The following is a 15287-nucleotide window of genomic DNA, read 5'->3' as shown; positions in this document are numbered from 1 at the left end:
GACCGCTGCCCACAAGCCTTCTTCTCAGCAATCGCACTCGCTGCGACCGTAATCTTCTGGCTTTGAAGGAGAACGAGTCCTGAGCCTAGAAGAGCTTGTCGCCGTACTGAATGTCTGGGCTGAACTCGGGGAAATACCCCTCGTTATTGGTCACAAGGCGTTAGCCGACCGAATGCGGAACTGGCCTGACCTCGACCCTAGGGTTTTGGTGAACCACTTCCAAAACCTACGCGGCAGCAACGCAGCAGAAAACGCATCCGTCGTTTTCATAACAGGACGCAACTCGCCACCAATCATTGCAGTTGATAAGCAGGCCCGAGCCTTGTTTTGGGCATCCCAGCCACCTCTTAGACACGACGAAGCCGTTAGCCTCCACCCGTCCTCGCCCGCAGCCTCGAGGCTCCCCATCTCCCTGAAAGGATTTTTGCAATCGAACCGAAATCCTCATCAGCAGTCCGGGGTAGAGGTGGAGGCATTCTCAGATCGAAAAATCGAAGCGCTTTATCGTCAAAGTAGAGATGCCGAAACGATTCAAGCCATTGCTCGACTGCGACTAGTTCACTCAGATCGAGTAAAAGGGGTATTTCTTCTAAGCAATCTACCAATTGAGATTCCAGTGGATCGCTTCGCTCGGTTTGATGAAATCATGCCTGATCGACTGGAAGTCGAATTTTTAAATAAGGGAAATGCACCTCTCTCGCCGCTAGGAATTCTAAAGATGCGACCCGACCTCGCACAGACACCGGGGCAGGCGCAGAAGATATTACAGCGCAGCCGACTAAGAGCATCGGGACGCCTCCAAGCGACGCCCATCCTATTTAGATCTGGACTTTTCATTCTCGAGTTCGAAGCGAGAAACAATGGAAGAAAAAGCTCACACCGACATGCGTTTTGCATTTCTGGCCAAGTTTCAACGGGGATGGGTGAATTTCCTTCGTTGAGATTCTCAGCCGGATCAGTTCCCTACTCTCAGTGGGTCAATTTCCTAAAAGATGGCGACCCTGAAATTCAAAATTCAGGATGGGGTGAAATATATAACACAAGAATAATTTGGCCTAGCAGCTCATAGCCGCCTTAAGCACTTAAAGCAATAAAATCACCTGGCGAGCAAAGTCATTCAACCCTCCTTTTGGTGGGGAAATCAATGGAGCAACAACATGTCAAGCGCCAAGGCTCGACAAGCCTCACGACAACCCAACCGCAATAACATAAACATAGCTCCGCCCGACTCCGCGAAAGGCATTCCGGAAGGGGAGATATTGACGCCAAATCGAGGCTGGGTTGATATATCGATGGTTAATGCAGGAGATGAAGTGTTTGGAGTCGGTTTGGATGGCGCTTTAAGGCATTCTAGAGTATTGGATTTAACGACAACATCGTATTATTCCTATCTTCTGGAGATATCGGCACGTGGGCTAACGATGATTCTCGCGCCAAGCCACCCAGTAGTCAAAGTCGGTGGCACTCGAGGTCACCCGCGCGTCAAGTATAGTATAGTGCCGATTTCGATGTTGCCTGGGCAAGCCACGATCTTGCGTAGTGTGAGCTGGCAGGGTCAAAACATCCCAGAGATTGAAATTGAAAAGGTCCCTAGCAGAGCTAGGAAGTTGAAGCAGCCGCAAACTATTAACACATACGATTACGCTGCACTCGTTGGCTGGTATATATCTGAGGGCAACAGGCTACACAGAGACAAGGGAATATGCATTTCTCAAATAAAGCGCGACGGGAGAGGCGAAATCGAAAGCTTGCTTGACAGAATTGGCTTTAAATATATAGTAAGTCGAAAGGATTTCTACATCCATTGCATGGATTTGTACGAACACTTCGCGCAGTACGGTGATGGAGCTAGAAACAAAAGACTGCCCAGCTGGTTCAAATCTCTATCTGACATTGATCTCGACTCGTTCTATAGAGCCGCGATGCTAGGAGACGGAAGTGAAAGTTACTACTATACAACATCCTCTCGCCTTGCGGACGACATGTGTGAGGTTGCGTTAAAAACGGGTCTTCTTACCTATATGTCAAAGAGACACCGATCACCGAACCGAGGCATTTTACACCAGATCTCTACAAAGCGCATTAAGAGCGGCGGCACCGAGATATTAACGGGAAACCATGTCTATCATGTCTCAACAAAGACCAAGCGCAGGACTGACATCATGCGTGAGAAGTTCTGCGGCACACTTTATAATCTTAGGCTAATTGACCTACCAGCGTTCGTCGTTCGCCAAAAGGGGAGCGTGTGGATTTCTGGTGGCTCTTAGCTGTCCATTTCAGCCCCGAGCCAAGGGCTGACAAAGCCCATGCATCCGCTCCGCTTATGCGGACAAAGTCCTATAAGATATTTATAAGAGTGTGTCCGCCTAGCGGTGCATGACCCCCGCGTTTCGATGACATTCGATTCGTGGCTGACATCCGGTAGGCGCTAGTTCGTGGCCCGGTGAGAATCTGGTTGGTCCAGTTAGCGCCTCAGTCGCTCTCAGGCTGGGCCTGCCTCCTACCGATCACAAGCGTCGCTACACACCACTCTCGCCAGCTTGTCACGGTAGGGCGATCATGCTCCGGCTGCGGGAAAGCTGACCGCTTGCCCTCTTGGTTGACTAAGTATTTCCCCCTTCCGTGGGGCAAGCCATGTACGAGACCGGTAGGGGGGTGGGGTGGCACTTGCCCCTCCCTTTTCTCAAACCTAGCTCAATCGCAGGTAATCAACGCCCAAGCCCGCGAAGGTCCGCCACGGCTGCCGTAGGACATTCCGTAGTACAGATCGTTCCTGTTGACCTGCGACTCTGGCGACTGATAACCCCTATTTTGCTGATGCTTACGATCTTGGAAGTGCCTGTAACGGGAATAGAACCCCGAGATAAGCACGGATGGACAGCCGGATTGCCCCCAGAACCGCAAACGTGCGGAAACCGTGTGGGGGCACCAGTTCAGTCTAACAGCATTGAACTTTCAGCGTTTTTTCGCCGATTTGTCCCACGGGCTTCGAGCGTGGGACACTTTGAGCTCACACCAGTCAGATTCACTCACATCGAACAAGTGATCGGGCAAGCCTAAGTCCTGACGTTTGGCAGCCGCGAGGCGGGCCAGCGTCAGTCGACGACTAAGCGCAGTTGGTTAGCGTTGTGAAATCATGTTGCCGAGCCGTGCGGAGCGACGCGCTCGGCCCATGACCAAGCGAAGATCACACAGCAGTTCAGACCGTGCGCACCGTCAGTGCAGGCTGAGCAGCAGCTTGATGTCATGGGGGCCAAGGCCGGAGAGCAGTTCGCGCTGCTCGGGATGAAGTGCGGTGCCGCGGTCGATGCGTGTCTTCAACATCTGAGCAATTTCGCTAGTGGACTGATAATAGAGGTCGGGATTGTCGCGTGCCATATCCTGCAAGAGGCCCTCGAGCAGCTTTTTACGTTTCTCCGAATCCAAGTCCTTGCGCTTTTCTTGTAGCATGGCGCTTTCCTTTTCGTACGATCACACTTTCTTCAGGTAGGATCGCCGCGCCCCGTGCCAAGCATCCGTTGTTCCCACCGTAGTCTCTGGGGGGCGGTAAGGCGCAGAGAGCGGGCGGTTGCGCGTGTGCCCCCAGTTCGTCCGCTACGCGCAGGAAGCGGACTTCGCTGCGCTGGCTCATTTGCCGAAAGCTGCCGTTCAGGTTGAGCGCAGCGATCGGCCCTTCTGAGCCCATTACGGAAGAGCCAATTTTGCGCTGCACGCGCACGCAGCGAAATGTTTGCTTCGGCGCAGCAAACATTCATGCCGCATCGCAGCTGTGGATCCTGTCGTTCGTGCGTAATGTAGAAAATTTCTCAGAAGCAGTGGCTGCACAGCGGACCTTTCAGCCGTTCGCCGCATGTGCTCGATTCACGCTGCGCCCGCGAAGTTGCGAGGTAGGCAGGGCCGGTACCGACGGCGCACTGAGGGAGACGTGACTGTGCCTCCGCTGCTCTGCCGCATGACCGGCTTGAGCCCCAAGCGTCCGCTTGGGTTCATTCGTCCTCTGGCTGAAAGAGTTCTTCAATCGGAAGAGCGAAGAGGCGCGCGATGCGGAATGCCAGCGGAAGGCTGGGGTCATACCGTCCCCGTTCGAGGGCGTTGACTGTCTGTCGCGAGACTTTCAGGAAGGCCGCGAGATCTGCCTGCGACCACCCATTCTGTTGGCGAAGCTCTTGGATGCGGTTGTTCATTTGTAGCGAAACCGTCCGATCATGACGCAGATGAACCAGAGCAATCCCATTAGCCCCCAGACGGAAAACATCGATAATTTTGGGAACCCAACGCCTTCGAGAAAGCCGTAACTGAAGGTTATGAAAGCAGTCCCCATAAATGAGACGGCAAGAGCCTCGTACTGAAGCTTGCGCTGCATTTCATCCAGGTTCCGAAGACTTTGGACAATCACCCAACAAAGAAAAGCGGCGGGCAACATCGGGCTGAGAGCAATCAGGGCGCGGACGGGTCTGGCTTCGATGCCATTAGAGAGTAACCACTGAGAAAAGATCAGTATTCCTGCATAGGCGGCCAGCCCAACCAAGAAAAAAAGAAATCCGCGCATCGCAGCCCCCATGAGTGTAAAGCGTGCTTTACTATTCGCACGTCAAATCTCGGACTGTCAAGGGTGCTTTACATTAGTGCTTCGTCTGGAACGTCCGCCTGCCGGCCCTCACGCGACGAAAGTGCTGGCGATGGTCGGAGGGCCGGTCTGGTGAGGCTGCACCGCAGCAAAGGCGTCTTTGGTGAACGGCAGGTTTGGGCCGGTCGGGACGAGCTCGCCCATGCTGCAACCGCGAACGCACCCAACATCAACGCGGTCAATCTGGGCTCGGAGCGGACCTGCGGCGGTGCGGCGATCGCCGGCAGGAGGGTGGACAAAGCAGTCTTGCAGTCGCGGCGCCGCTTGCCGCGGCGCGGAGAAGGGACCAGCCGGTATAAAGCTGGCCCTGAGAGTTGTCACGCGCTGGGACGGAGGTCTCAGCCGAAGGGGTTGCTCTTCAGCCAGTCGCAGGTCTCGGCGATGACCGAAGGAATGTCACGCATCGCAACGCCGAGGCTGTCGCGGCGGGTGAAGTCGAAGCGTGTCGGCTCCTCGGGTTCGCCCTCCAGCGGCATGGGCATGATCTCGCGGGGCACGTGTTTGCCCAACTCGGCATAGAGATCGCACCAGGGCACACTGTCATAAACCGCAAAGAACCGCCCCCGCGCGCCACTCTCGTAAGCGGCAAGGAAGAGCTTGGCCACATCACCGATATGGCTCACCGACATCGATCCGGCGGGAACCTTGTCGTGCCGCGTCTTACCATCGCGCACGGCGCTGGTGACAAAGCCCGCACTGTCGCCCTCGAGATGCTGCGGCAGGATCACGGGACCCAGCATCATCGTCGGCAGGAAGATCGCGAGGCGCATGTCGTGCCGCACGCAGAAGTCGCGCGCGGCGGTCTCCATGACGATCTTCTCGGCCGAGGTGACCTTGCCCTCACTCATCTGGAATTCGGCGTCCGATACGGCATTGGTCTCGGTCTTCACTGCCACGCCCCCGGGCGGGTTGGTCGAGGAGGTCGAGGAGCAGAGCAGGACATTCTTCACCCGCGCGCGCTCGGCAGCCGCCAGCACGTTGAGGCAGCCGTCGCGCACCGGGGCGACAATCTCCGCATAGCCGCGTGCGCGATCCAATTCCTTGGCGGGCGTGCCGTCGGCAGCCTTGTAGATCGGCGGGAAGCAGGCGATGAACACCGCGTCCGCCCCCTGCAGGGCCGCGTCGAAGCTGGCGCTGTCGGTGGTTTCGGCCGAGAAGAGCGTCAGCCGGTCCGCGGCCCCGGGCAGGGCCATGAGCCATTTGGTCTTGCTCTTGTCCGAGGCGTCGCGCAGCGTGCCGTTCACATGGTAGCCGCGCTCCAGCGCCTCTTTGACGATATTCGATCCGACGAGGCCGGAGGCGCCCGCCACGGTGACTGTCTTGGTCATGTCGCGTCCTTTCCTAGCGGAGCGCAGCCGCCTTTGGAGGGCGCTCCGAGACTGTTCTGTGAAGGGCAGCTAGCTTGATGCACGGCCGGGTCAGCCCTTGGCGTGCGCGCTCTCGCGTTTGCGATTGCCGAAGTAGATCAGCGCCATGGACGCAAAGAGCAGCGCGATCGCCCCCCACCGTTGCGGGTCCAGCGGAATGCGGTCGTTGCCGAGCCACGCAAAATTGTCGATCAGCACGCTCATCGCAAGCTGTCCGGTGATCACGGCGATGGTCGCCGCGGCGATGCCGACGCGCGGAACCGAGAACACCATGGCGACAATGTAGAACACGCCGAAGAACGCCCCGGTGAGCTGCCAGCGCGGCGCATCGAGCAATGTCATGTCCTGCGGAGACTGCGCGAAGAGCACCAGCAGGACGCTGATCAGCGCGCCGAGCACGAAAGTCAGCCAGGCCGCCGCGAGAACGCCGACGGTCCCGCCGAGCCGACCGTTGACCGAAGACTGCACCGACAGGATGACGCCGCCGAGCAGCGCCAGAAGGATCAGGATAAAGGTAAGCATTCGGGTCCCTTCAGTGAATGAGTGCAAGTGCTGCGGCGATGAGGACGAGGGCGCCCAGACGGTATCCGTCGACCCGCTGTCGCGCCACGCCGAAAGCGCCGAAATGGTCGAGCAGCAGTCCCGCGGCGATCTGTCCGAACAGGATGGCAACCATCGTGGTCCCCACCCCGAGCATTGGCGTCACACTGGTGATGATCACCACGTAGACCGGCCCGAGCACGCCGCCGGTGAGCATCCAGCGTGGCTGGGCAAAAAGCTCGGGCAACGCGCGGCGCGGAGCGAAGATGAGCGCCAACGACAGCAGCAGGCTGCCGACGAGGAAGATGCAAAGCGTTGCGGACATATGGCCGACCCTCTCACCGAGCGGCCCGAGCAGCCCCGCCTCGACGGAAAGCCCCATAACGGCTGCGAACACCACGCAAAGCGTAAGGATTTGTTTCATTGTGCCTCCGTTGACTTGTGGAGGCAGCTACTTCAATCGAATATGGACAACAATTCAGGGCATCTGGACAGCACTTTTGCAAAATGGGCAATGACGTAACGCTGGCCAGCCTTCGCCTCTTCGTCGAAGTGGCCTCCCATGCCAGTTTCAGCGAGGCCGCGCGGAGGGCGGGTCTCCCGGTCTCCTCGGTCTCACGCCATGTCAGCGGCCTTGAAGCGGGACTGGGCCAGAGATTGCTGGTGCGCAACACGCGGGCGGTGCGTCTCACCGACCACGGCACACAGTACCTGAGCTCTGTGCGTGAGGCATTGGCCTTACTCGACACGGCCGGTGAGGAGGTGCGTGTCGGCGCGCGGGAGCCAAGGGGCACGTTGCGCGTCAATGCACCGGTAGCCTTCGGCCGGCGTCACATTGCGCCGCATCTCGCGACGTTCCAGGCGCGGCATCCTGCACTTGAGGTCGAACTGACATTGACCGATGCCTTTGTAGACCCTGTCGCCGACGGTGCGGACGTTCTGGTCCGTGTCGGGGTACTCGAGGATTCCAATCTCATCAGCCGCAAGCTCGCAGGGCAGAGGCATGTGCTCGCAGCTGCACCCGAATATCTCGAACGGCGCGGACGTCCGAAATCTCCAGAAGAGCTTTCGAGCCACAACTGCCTGACCTACAGGGGCACACATGGCGCCCGGCCATGGCTGTTTCGCGCGGCGAAGGGCAGATACACCCGTCATCACGTCACCGGCGATTTGCGTAGCAACGACGCGGACAGCCTGATCGCGGCGGCGGAAGCCGGGCACGGGCTGGTTCTGTTTCCGACATGGCTGCTGCATGTGCCGCTGCAGGAGGGGCGCCTGCTGCCGCTCCTTGCCGAATGGGAGGCGCTGTCCGACGTCGAAGACGGCGCCATCCACATGCTCTTTCCGGAAAACCGGATGCGATCTTTGAAGGTGACCGCGTTTCTCGACTTCATGTCGGAGACGGTCGGGCGACGGCCCTATTGGGACGCCCTCATGGATGATGAGACCAGGGGGTGACCCCCGAAGCCCGAGAACTCCGCTCACCAGACGACGCCAAATTCGGCGATGGCTCTTGGCGCGTGCCGTTGAGATGACGCTGTTCGGAGATGGTTGCACGCAGGTGTTCACTTCGAACGCGACGACTACGAGGTCTTCTGAGGATCTCCTCTCGGTGCTTCCCAACCCGAACGAGCCGAGAGGCACCGATCCCGTTTTCTTAGGTCACCGGCTCCTTGGCCAGCCCCTTACCGAGGATGGGTCCGGTCGGGAGGTTGGTCGGCGAGCCGCCGGCGGGCTCGAAAGTGATCTCGTAGAGCTGCGTCGGATGCGGTTCGGGTAGCCCTTGAACGCTTAAGACACGTGACAGGCCGGTGGAGAGCAGGCCCAGCGAGACGGGCGGTCCGTCGTCTTCGGGTTTGGTCCAGACCTGCATCACCTGGCCCGCGGGCACATCGGGCCGCTCGAGCAGGGTCACGCGTGTGGTGTTGTCCGGCGCGCTTTCGACAAGCGCGATGGCTTCGCCGCGGTCATCCAGCAGCACGGCCACGACCAGGGGGTCAGATGGCGTGAGCAGCGACCAGCCCAGCAGGCAGGCCAGCAGCAGGCTGGCGGCGATCCCGGTCACGGCGGCGCTGCGCCAACGGGTCAGGCGCGCGCGCAGCGGGGCAAGGTCGATCACATCGGCGCCAGCCGTTTCAGGCTCCGGGGGAGGCGACGCCTCGTCCGATACATCCAGCCGCGGCGCGAGGCGATCCCAGAAACCTTCCGGCAGCGGCAGGTCGTCGGCGGTCTCGTCGAGTGGGGCGAAGCGGTCACGCGCCCTTGCAAGCCGCCGGGCCACCTCGGGATCGCGCGCGGTGAGCTCCTCGAGCCGCGCAGTATCAGCCTCCGAGGCGAGCCCGAGCACAACCTCGTCGATCAGCAGGTCAAGAGAACGGTCGGTCATGACAGGCACTCCCTCAGCTTGAGCAGGCCGCGCCGGATACGTGCCTTCACCGTGCCCAGCGGCGTTGCCAGCCGCCCGGCGATCTCGCCGTGGCTGTGCCCGAACACGTAGGAGGACAGGATCGCACGCCGTGTCGCCTCATCAAGCCCTTCCAGGCACCCGCGCAGGTCTGCCGAGGTGGGCAGCCGGTCGAAGGCCGCGTCGACCAGGGCGCCCTCGGAGGCGCGGTCGATAGCCTGCGGCTCGGTTACCACCTCGCGGTCTTCGCTGCGCAGCATTGTCAGGCAGCGGTTGCGCAGAATGGTGTAGAGCCAGCCCTTGGCGCTGCCCCGGCTCTCGTCGAACTGATGCGCCCGGCGCCAGACCAGCACGAGGGCCTCCTGCACCGCGTCTTCGGCAAGGTCGACCCGGCCCAGCATGCGACGCGCGACACCGAGCATGCGCCCGCCCTCCGCCGTCATGATGCCGCGCAGGGCGTATTTGTCTCCCCCCGCACAGGCCCTGATCAAGGCTGCATGATCCGTCACGTGACTGTCTGCTCTCCCTGCGCCGCCCTCTTGCGCTGCGGCAATGGCACTACGGCTAGAGACCGCTTGCAGGCGTGTCAATTTACACGAGATGGCAGGGCCGGATGCGAGATGAGACGTGGCCGATTTGCGTGACCCGTTCGAGCCGGGCGCAGGCATGCAACCTGCGCCCGGCATGGACGTAACGCGACGCCTCACATCTCTGCGGTCATGAAGGTGATGTCGCGCAGGGTTGCGCCGTCGGCGCCCTCGATATCCCAGCTTTCCTGCACGGAGCCGTCGTCGAGCGAGATGGTGTGCAACTGACCCGCAGCCACAAGCCAGGCGGTGTTGGTGCCCTCGGCATCGGTGGCGATATCGAAGGCGTAGTGTTCCGCGCCCTCGAGACCCAGCTTGCCGACCGCGGCCAGCGTGCCGTCATTGGGCGAGGTCTGCCGGATCAGCGCGACGATGGTGCTGTCGATGTCGTACATCGCTGTGCTCTCGGGTTTGCCGAAACTGTTGATATAGGCCGCCGCAACGATGGCCGGCGCCTCGCCCGCGTGCATGTCGGCCTCCTCGAAGGCCAGCGAGCCGTCGACCGTCACGGCACCGCTTTCGATGTCGACGCGGTGGTTGGTGGTGCCCGACATGAAGCGCAACTTGTCGGCCATCGGGTTGAAGTCGACGATCACAGGCGCGCCCGCCTCGATCGGCAGTTCCTTGTCCATGGTCGAGATCACGGTGGCAGCCCCGGTCTCGGGATCGATCTCGACGATCTCGAAGGTGTCGGTGACGCCGATCAGCTGCCCGTTCGAGGGGCGCAGGTCGATGCCCAGAAGCCGGTCGACACCGGTGACTTCCATGGACTCCGTCACCATGGCGGAGCTCGTGTCGATCACGTGCAGCATCTTGTCTCCGCTGAGCCCGATCGCGGTCATCGCGCCATGATCGTCGGCCAGCGCACCGGTGGCGGCAGATGTGGTCAGCAGCAGGGTCAGGGCGGAAAAGGTCTTATGCATCGTTAAGTCTCCTCAGGTCTCGAGCGCGGCCATTCCGCGGGCTCGATATCCCTAGGAGTCGAGCTCGGGCCCGTTTGGATGCACTTGGGGGAAGAAAAAATTCTTCTCGCGCGTTTCGTCCTGGGCGGCGCGGCTTTCACTACAGTCCGTCCGCGTCGGGGCGGGACGCGTTTTTCTTGCAACGGAGGCAGGCGCTCTTTGGGGAACTGATTGCGGCGGCACTCGTTGGCCACAGGTATCGTAACGCCTTCGCGTCCAGGCTGCGCTGCAGTCCACCGCATGACACGGAGGCACTCGATGCCCGCGCCCTTTGCCACAATCATGATCGTAGAAGACGAAGCCCTCATACGAATGGAACTCGCATATGGTCTTGCCGAACTGGGACATGATGTCGTTGAAGCCGCGCATGCCGCAGATGCGTTGGAGCAGCTTGACGCGGGGCCCGCGATCGACGTGATCGTGACCGATATCGACATGCCTGGCGATATGAACGGACTGGCGCTTGCGCGTGAGCTGAGACGACGTTCGGAGGATTGCCGGATCATCATCATGTCCGGCGGCTCGGTTCCGGACGAAGCGAATATGGCAGAGCGTAGCGTCTTTATCAAAAAAACCCTCGCGCTCGCCGATCTTGTCAAAGCGATGCGCTAGAGAAAGGTGGCTCAGGCGTAAGTCGCAGGCATGCGCAGTGTGAAAGTCGTCCCCGCCGATGCCGTAGACTCGAGGTCAATCCGCCCACCATGGGCCCGTGCGATCTCCGACGCAATATAGAGGCCGAGGCCAAGTCCCTGAAGGTTCTTCTGACCCTCCTGCCGGGAGAAAGGCTGAAAAAGCGACGCCCTCACCACTTCGGGGATCGGCGTGCCCTGGTTGGTGACCGAGACATGCAATTCCCCGGCCGTAGCCCCGATTTCGACGCGGATCGGGTGGGCGGAATCCCCGTGTGTGACAGCGTTGCCCCGAAGGTTCGACAGCAGCTGACCGAGACGCTGCGGGTCGGCAACGATGGCGGTCGGCAAATCGATCTGGCAGTCGACCGGTTGGCTGGCCACCTGTTTGATTTCGTTCACGACATCCCGGAACACCGGAGTCAGATCAACTGGCCCAGGCGCCTGAACCTCGATGCCCGCGCCCAGCCGGCCGCGGGCGAAGTCCATCAGATTGGTGATGATCTGGCTTGCGCGGGTCAGTGCCCGTTGCATCTCGGGGATCAGCAGCGCGGTGCGCTCTGCAGACAGGTCGCGTTCGGACATCAGGCGCAGCCCGGACGAGACCGCCGCGATCGGATTGCGCAGATCGTGCCCGACGATGGCGATGAATTCCTTGCGCAGGCGGGCGGTGTCGCGCTCCGTCTGCAGGCTGGCACGCCCGGCCTCGATTTCGTCTTGGCGATCGAGCTCCCGCGCGATCAATCGCGCGAAAAGCCGGAACAACTCTTCTGCCTGCGGAGTGATGTCACGCGGCGAGGGGTCTATGGCACAAAGCGTGCCCCAGAAGCTGTCGTCGCTGCGGATGATCGGTACAGAGATGTAGCTCTTGAAGCCATACGTCCGCGGCGTGTGATGATCGCGGTAGACCTCGCTGGCATCGACATCCGGGATCGAGATCGTGTTGCGGCACCCGCGAACCTCCTGGCAGAGGGTAGAACCGACATCGAGCTCATCCCCCGGGATCAGGCCGAAGCTCACATGGTCAAGCGAGGCGCATGTGATCCAGCGATCCTCTGTCACCCTCGCGACCGCGGTAAAGCCCATTCCCGTTGCCGCGCGACAGGCATCCAAGATCAGCGACATGTCGGAGACCAGCCCGACGAGACGGACGTCGCGGCGAAAGGGATCGTTCTCTGATAACATCCGTCGGGCCCATGAAATACTCGGAAATTATTTACTGCTGGACCGGGCGAAATCAAGACGAAGACCTGGAAAAGCGATCTGCGTCCGGGCTGTAGCTGCCACGCCGCGGCGGTCCGCAACACCGGGCGAGACGCCCGGGAAGGGTCCCTTCGCGGACTGGCGGTCAGAGCGCGCTGGCCGGCACGAAGCCTGCCGAAAGCGCTGCGACGAGGAAGGCATGGCGCGCCTCTTCGACTGGTGTCATGCACTCCATCGCCGCCTCGACTTTCGCCAGCGCCGTGGTTCGCGCCGTATCGGACACGGGCCAGCGGCGTCGCAGCCAGTAGCGCACTTTCTCGATCGTGCTGAACCGTTCTACTTCACCGTCATGCGGCTGAACGAGGGCCACAGGCTGGCCCCATTGGATTTCCATCATTCGTATTGTCTTTCTTTTCTGTGCGATCCTGGCTCTGACGTCTTCAGGCACAGGGATCTTCAAGGTGAGGTCACCACGGCAATCGCCGCGGCGGCGCCCGCGATGGGGAACATGTCAGTCCCGCAGGTCATCGGAGACAGTCTTTGAGACCCTGCTACTGCGAGAGGGCTCAGAGGTCGGATCGCGCGCCTCGGCGAGCGTGTTCATCCGACGCTACAGGTGGTGTCTCGGGGGATGCGGTCCTGCCGCACTCGGCTTACCGGTCCCGAATTTACTTGGCCTGACGCAGCCGCGGCGCGCTGAATCTCGTCAGGGCGCGGCTCGCAGCACGCATACGAAGAGCGTCTGTGCGAGGCGCGGAATGATATCTCGACATGTTGGGATGTCGAATAGGAGCGGCGGCTCCGCCGTGTGGTGCATGTATGGCGGCAGACCTCAGTCCGTACCGCCTGCATCCCGACGCTCGCGGGCCGCCTTGAGCTGCGCCGTCTTGTCGGCACGCGCCTTCGACTCTTCTTCCAGAACGCGCTTTGCGTTCGTGTCGGTCTTCTCGAGCTGGGTGGTCGGCTCAGTGGCCTTTGCCTTGGAGGCGGAAACGCTGGGAGCCTTGAGCTTCCCACCGTTCCCTTGCTGAGCCGGAACACCTGCAAGCAGGTCATCCAGCGATCGCTTCATGCGAGGGCCATGTTGCTGGCGGACTCGCGGCCATCCCGGCCGGATTCGACGTCGAACGTCACTTTCTGCCCATCATCGAGGCGGCTGATGCCAGCGCGTTCGACAGCAGAGACGTGCAGGAAGATGTCCTTGCCGCCCTGTTCCGGTTCGATGAAGCCGAAGCCCTTGGTGGAATTGAACCATTTCACGGTGCCATTGGCCATATCCGTGGTCTCCTTCTGAAATGCTACCCGCAGAATCGCGGCAGCCCGGCAAGTCGATCCAAGTCGATCAACCGAAACCGGACTAGCGGCGGCAGCATTTCGAAGAGAAGAAACGTTAGCACATCAGACATGGGCCCTTCCCCCTTCCGATACAAGGGGAGTTTCCTCAAGGCTTACGATTGATCGGTGCCAAGGCTCGAACTGGCATGTTCTGCCGTCTGCAGAGCAGACCAATTATGTGACGGCAGCTTTCTCGACGGTCCGATCCTTTCTCCTCAATCTTCCGCTGCGCCAAGAATGAAAGTCAGGAGTCTTGGCTGCGGCGCAGCGAAACTTTCCGGGGCATTGCGGCAACCGTTCCCCTGCGTGCGCGTGCAGCGAGAAATTGGCGCTTCCGCTGAGGGCTCGGTGCGGCCTTGCGGCAGCGCGGCGGCGGCGGCCCGGTGCCAATCTTCTTCACCGGTCCTTCGCGACATCGCTTAATATCTCGGGGTCACGCGATGTTGACGCCTGGGCCGGGAGGGACGGATGGAGAAAGTCTCATGTCCAAAATCCAATTCCCCGCCATCAAGCCGAAGCGACGCCCTTGGAACCGTGGCAGGCTCGTTGGCCAGAAACGGCCTCTGCTGCCGAAACAGGTCTGGGCGATCCGTGCGCGCCTCGAACTCGCGAGCAACCTTCGCGATCTCGCTCTGTTCAATCTCGCCATCGACAGCAAGTTGCGGGGCTGCGACCTCGTCGGTCTGAGGGTCGCCCAGCTCGTTGTCGGCGATCGTGTCCGCGAACGCGTATCGGTCATCCAGAGCAAGACGCGCCGCCCCGTTCAGTTCGAAGTCACGGAAAACACCCGAGCTTCGATCTCGGAGTGGGTGAAGCGGCCGGAGATGATCGGCTGCGCCTTCCTGTTCCCGAGCCGGTTTCACGCCAGGCCGCACATTTCGACGCGGCAATACGCGCGCCTCGCCCGAGAGTGGGTGACGGCGATCGGTCTCGAGCCGAGCGGCGACGGCACCCACTCGTTGAGGCGCACCAAGGCTGCACAAATCTACCGCAAAACAGGCAATCTTCGCGCGGTCCAGCTCCTGCTCGGTCACACCAAGGTGGACAGTACGGTCCGGTACCTGGGCGTTGAACTTGAGGATGCTCTGAGCATCGCGGAGTCGGTCGACATTTGATACCTTCGGCGAACGGCGTACGCCGTTCGCCAGCCGAGACCGGACGTGCGAAGACCTACCTGCCGACGTGGGCTTCGAGCCGATGGTGTTGAAAAACTCCACTTGAGTGATGGCTTGGCTGCTGATTCACTTCTCCTGAGGCATGGGAGAACTGACGATGATGGGGTCGAGGCAGGTTGCGCAGGGCGCGCTGTTCTACGAGTTCACGATAGACGACCATGGCCCGGCGGATCATTTGCTCAGGGGCATCTATCGTTTCGTCGATCTCGATGATATGCGCCACCATCTCGCGCCTTTCTACAGCACGACGGGTCGGCCATCGATTGATCCCGAGCTGATGATCCGGATGCTGATCGTCGGCTACGCCTTCGGCATCCGGTCGGAACGGCGGCTTTGCGCGGCTTTGCGAGGAGGTTCATTTGAACGTAACCGACCGGTTGAGGCCGCCTGCCGGTTGGAGGCGACCTGATCTAAGACACGTGCTTAACGACGTCCTTTGCGACGTGTCTTAGATGGAG

At 60.6% G+C, this 15287-nt stretch carries 17 protein-coding genes and 1 pseudogene; 5 read left to right on the top strand and 13 right to left on the bottom strand.

Features of this window, described 5'->3' with window-relative positions; translation table 11 throughout:
• Window positions 1-1157 precede the first annotated feature (1157 nt).
• Window positions 1158-2267, top strand: a complete 1110-nt coding sequence (locus ACXAJT_RS26995; RefSeq protein WP_475241920.1) for a hypothetical protein — start codon at window positions 1158-1160, stop codon at window positions 2265-2267.
• A 949-nt stretch (window positions 2268-3216) separates the two neighbouring features.
• Here ACXAJT_RS26995 and ACXAJT_RS26990 read toward each other — a convergent pair.
• From ACXAJT_RS26990 to ACXAJT_RS26965, 6 genes are all read right to left on the bottom strand, one after another.
• Entirely contained in the window at window positions 3217-3450 is a 234-nt protein-coding gene (locus ACXAJT_RS26990; protein WP_475241917.1) for a hypothetical protein, read from the bottom strand.
• A gap of 536 nt (window positions 3451-3986) precedes the next feature.
• Window positions 3987-4184, bottom strand: a complete 198-nt coding sequence (locus ACXAJT_RS26985; RefSeq protein ID WP_475241916.1) for a helix-turn-helix transcriptional regulator — start codon at window positions 4182-4184, stop codon at window positions 3987-3989.
• Entirely contained in the window at window positions 4181-4549 is a 369-nt protein-coding gene (locus tag ACXAJT_RS26980) for a hypothetical protein (RefSeq protein WP_475241913.1), read from the bottom strand. Before ACXAJT_RS26980 ends, ACXAJT_RS26985 begins: the two co-directional genes overlap by 4 nt.
• A 416-nt stretch (window positions 4550-4965) precedes the next feature.
• Window positions 4966-5955, bottom strand: a complete 990-nt coding sequence (locus ACXAJT_RS26975; protein ID WP_475241910.1) for an NAD-dependent epimerase/dehydratase family protein — start codon at window positions 5953-5955, stop codon at window positions 4966-4968.
• 90 nt (window positions 5956-6045) lie between these two features.
• Complete coding sequence (locus ACXAJT_RS26970) at window positions 6046-6516, bottom strand: DMT family transporter (protein WP_475241908.1); 471 nt, start codon at window positions 6514-6516, stop codon at window positions 6046-6048.
• A gap of 10 nt (window positions 6517-6526) precedes the next feature.
• On the bottom strand, window positions 6527-6958 hold the full coding sequence (locus tag ACXAJT_RS26965) for a DMT family transporter (protein ID WP_475241906.1): 432 nt from the start codon (window positions 6956-6958) through the stop codon (window positions 6527-6529).
• A gap of 83 nt (window positions 6959-7041) precedes the next feature.
• On the opposite strand from ACXAJT_RS26965, the gene ACXAJT_RS26960 reads away from it, so the two are divergent.
• Window positions 7042-7992 carry a LysR family transcriptional regulator gene (locus ACXAJT_RS26960; protein WP_475241902.1) on the top strand — a complete coding sequence of 317 codons (951 nt, stop codon included), beginning with the start codon at window positions 7042-7044 and terminating at the stop codon, window positions 7990-7992.
• 199 nt (window positions 7993-8191) lie between these two features.
• Here ACXAJT_RS26960 and ACXAJT_RS26955 read toward each other — a convergent pair whose 3' ends face one another.
• The 3 genes from ACXAJT_RS26955 to ACXAJT_RS26945 all read right to left on the bottom strand — a co-directional run bounded on the left by ACXAJT_RS26955 (window position 8192) and on the right by ACXAJT_RS26945 (window position 10448).
• Window positions 8192-8920, bottom strand: coding sequence for an anti-sigma factor (locus ACXAJT_RS26955; RefSeq protein ID WP_475241899.1), 729 nt, complete (start codon window positions 8918-8920; stop codon window positions 8192-8194).
• Window positions 8917-9381 (bottom strand): sigma-70 family RNA polymerase sigma factor, encoded by a 465-nt coding sequence (locus tag ACXAJT_RS26950; RefSeq protein ID WP_475241924.1) that lies wholly within the window; start codon window positions 9379-9381, stop codon window positions 8917-8919. The genes ACXAJT_RS26955 and ACXAJT_RS26950 overlap by 4 nt, the downstream gene beginning before the upstream one ends.
• A 260-nt stretch (window positions 9382-9641) precedes the next feature.
• Window positions 9642-10448, bottom strand: coding sequence for a DUF4394 domain-containing protein (locus ACXAJT_RS26945; protein WP_475241896.1), 807 nt, complete (start codon window positions 10446-10448; stop codon window positions 9642-9644).
• Between the two features lie 297 nt (window positions 10449-10745).
• Here ACXAJT_RS26945 and ACXAJT_RS26940 point away from each other — a divergent pair, with 297 nt between their 5' ends.
• The gene (locus tag ACXAJT_RS26940; protein WP_475241894.1) at window positions 10746-11099 is read left to right on the top strand and encodes a response regulator; all 354 of its coding nucleotides are present in this window, start codon (window positions 10746-10748) and stop codon (window positions 11097-11099) included.
• A gap of 11 nt (window positions 11100-11110) precedes the next feature.
• Here ACXAJT_RS26940 and ACXAJT_RS26935 read toward each other — a convergent pair whose 3' ends face one another.
• The 4 genes from ACXAJT_RS26935 to ACXAJT_RS26920 all read right to left on the bottom strand — a co-directional run bounded on the left by ACXAJT_RS26935 (window position 11111) and on the right by ACXAJT_RS26920 (window position 13594).
• Entirely contained in the window at window positions 11111-12301 is a 1191-nt protein-coding gene (locus ACXAJT_RS26935) for a GAF domain-containing sensor histidine kinase (protein ID WP_475241891.1), read from the bottom strand.
• A gap of 163 nt (window positions 12302-12464) precedes the next feature.
• Window positions 12465-12716: a DUF982 domain-containing protein gene (locus tag ACXAJT_RS26930; protein ID WP_475241889.1), complete on the bottom strand. Its 252-nt coding sequence runs from the start codon at window positions 12714-12716 to the stop codon at window positions 12465-12467.
• A gap of 435 nt (window positions 12717-13151) precedes the next feature.
• Entirely contained in the window at window positions 13152-13391 is a 240-nt protein-coding gene (locus tag ACXAJT_RS26925; protein WP_475241886.1) for a hypothetical protein, read from the bottom strand.
• Window positions 13388-13594 (bottom strand): cold-shock protein, encoded by a 207-nt coding sequence (locus ACXAJT_RS26920; protein WP_475241883.1) that lies wholly within the window; start codon window positions 13592-13594, stop codon window positions 13388-13390. Before ACXAJT_RS26920 ends, ACXAJT_RS26925 begins: the two co-directional genes overlap by 4 nt.
• Window positions 13595-14136: 542 nt before the next feature.
• Here ACXAJT_RS26920 and ACXAJT_RS26915 point away from each other — a divergent pair.
• Entirely contained in the window at window positions 14137-14769 is a 633-nt protein-coding gene (locus ACXAJT_RS26915) for a tyrosine-type recombinase/integrase (RefSeq protein WP_475241880.1), read from the top strand.
• A gap of 157 nt (window positions 14770-14926) precedes the next feature.
• Window positions 14927-15166 (top strand): annotated as a pseudogene (locus tag ACXAJT_RS26910) (transposase); the annotation flags it as partial.
• Between the last annotated feature and the right edge of the window lie 121 nt (window positions 15167-15287).

This window comes from Salipiger sp. ABF4_146 (genome assembly GCF_056161345.1).
This window is presented reverse-complemented; position numbering and strand designations above follow the sequence as displayed.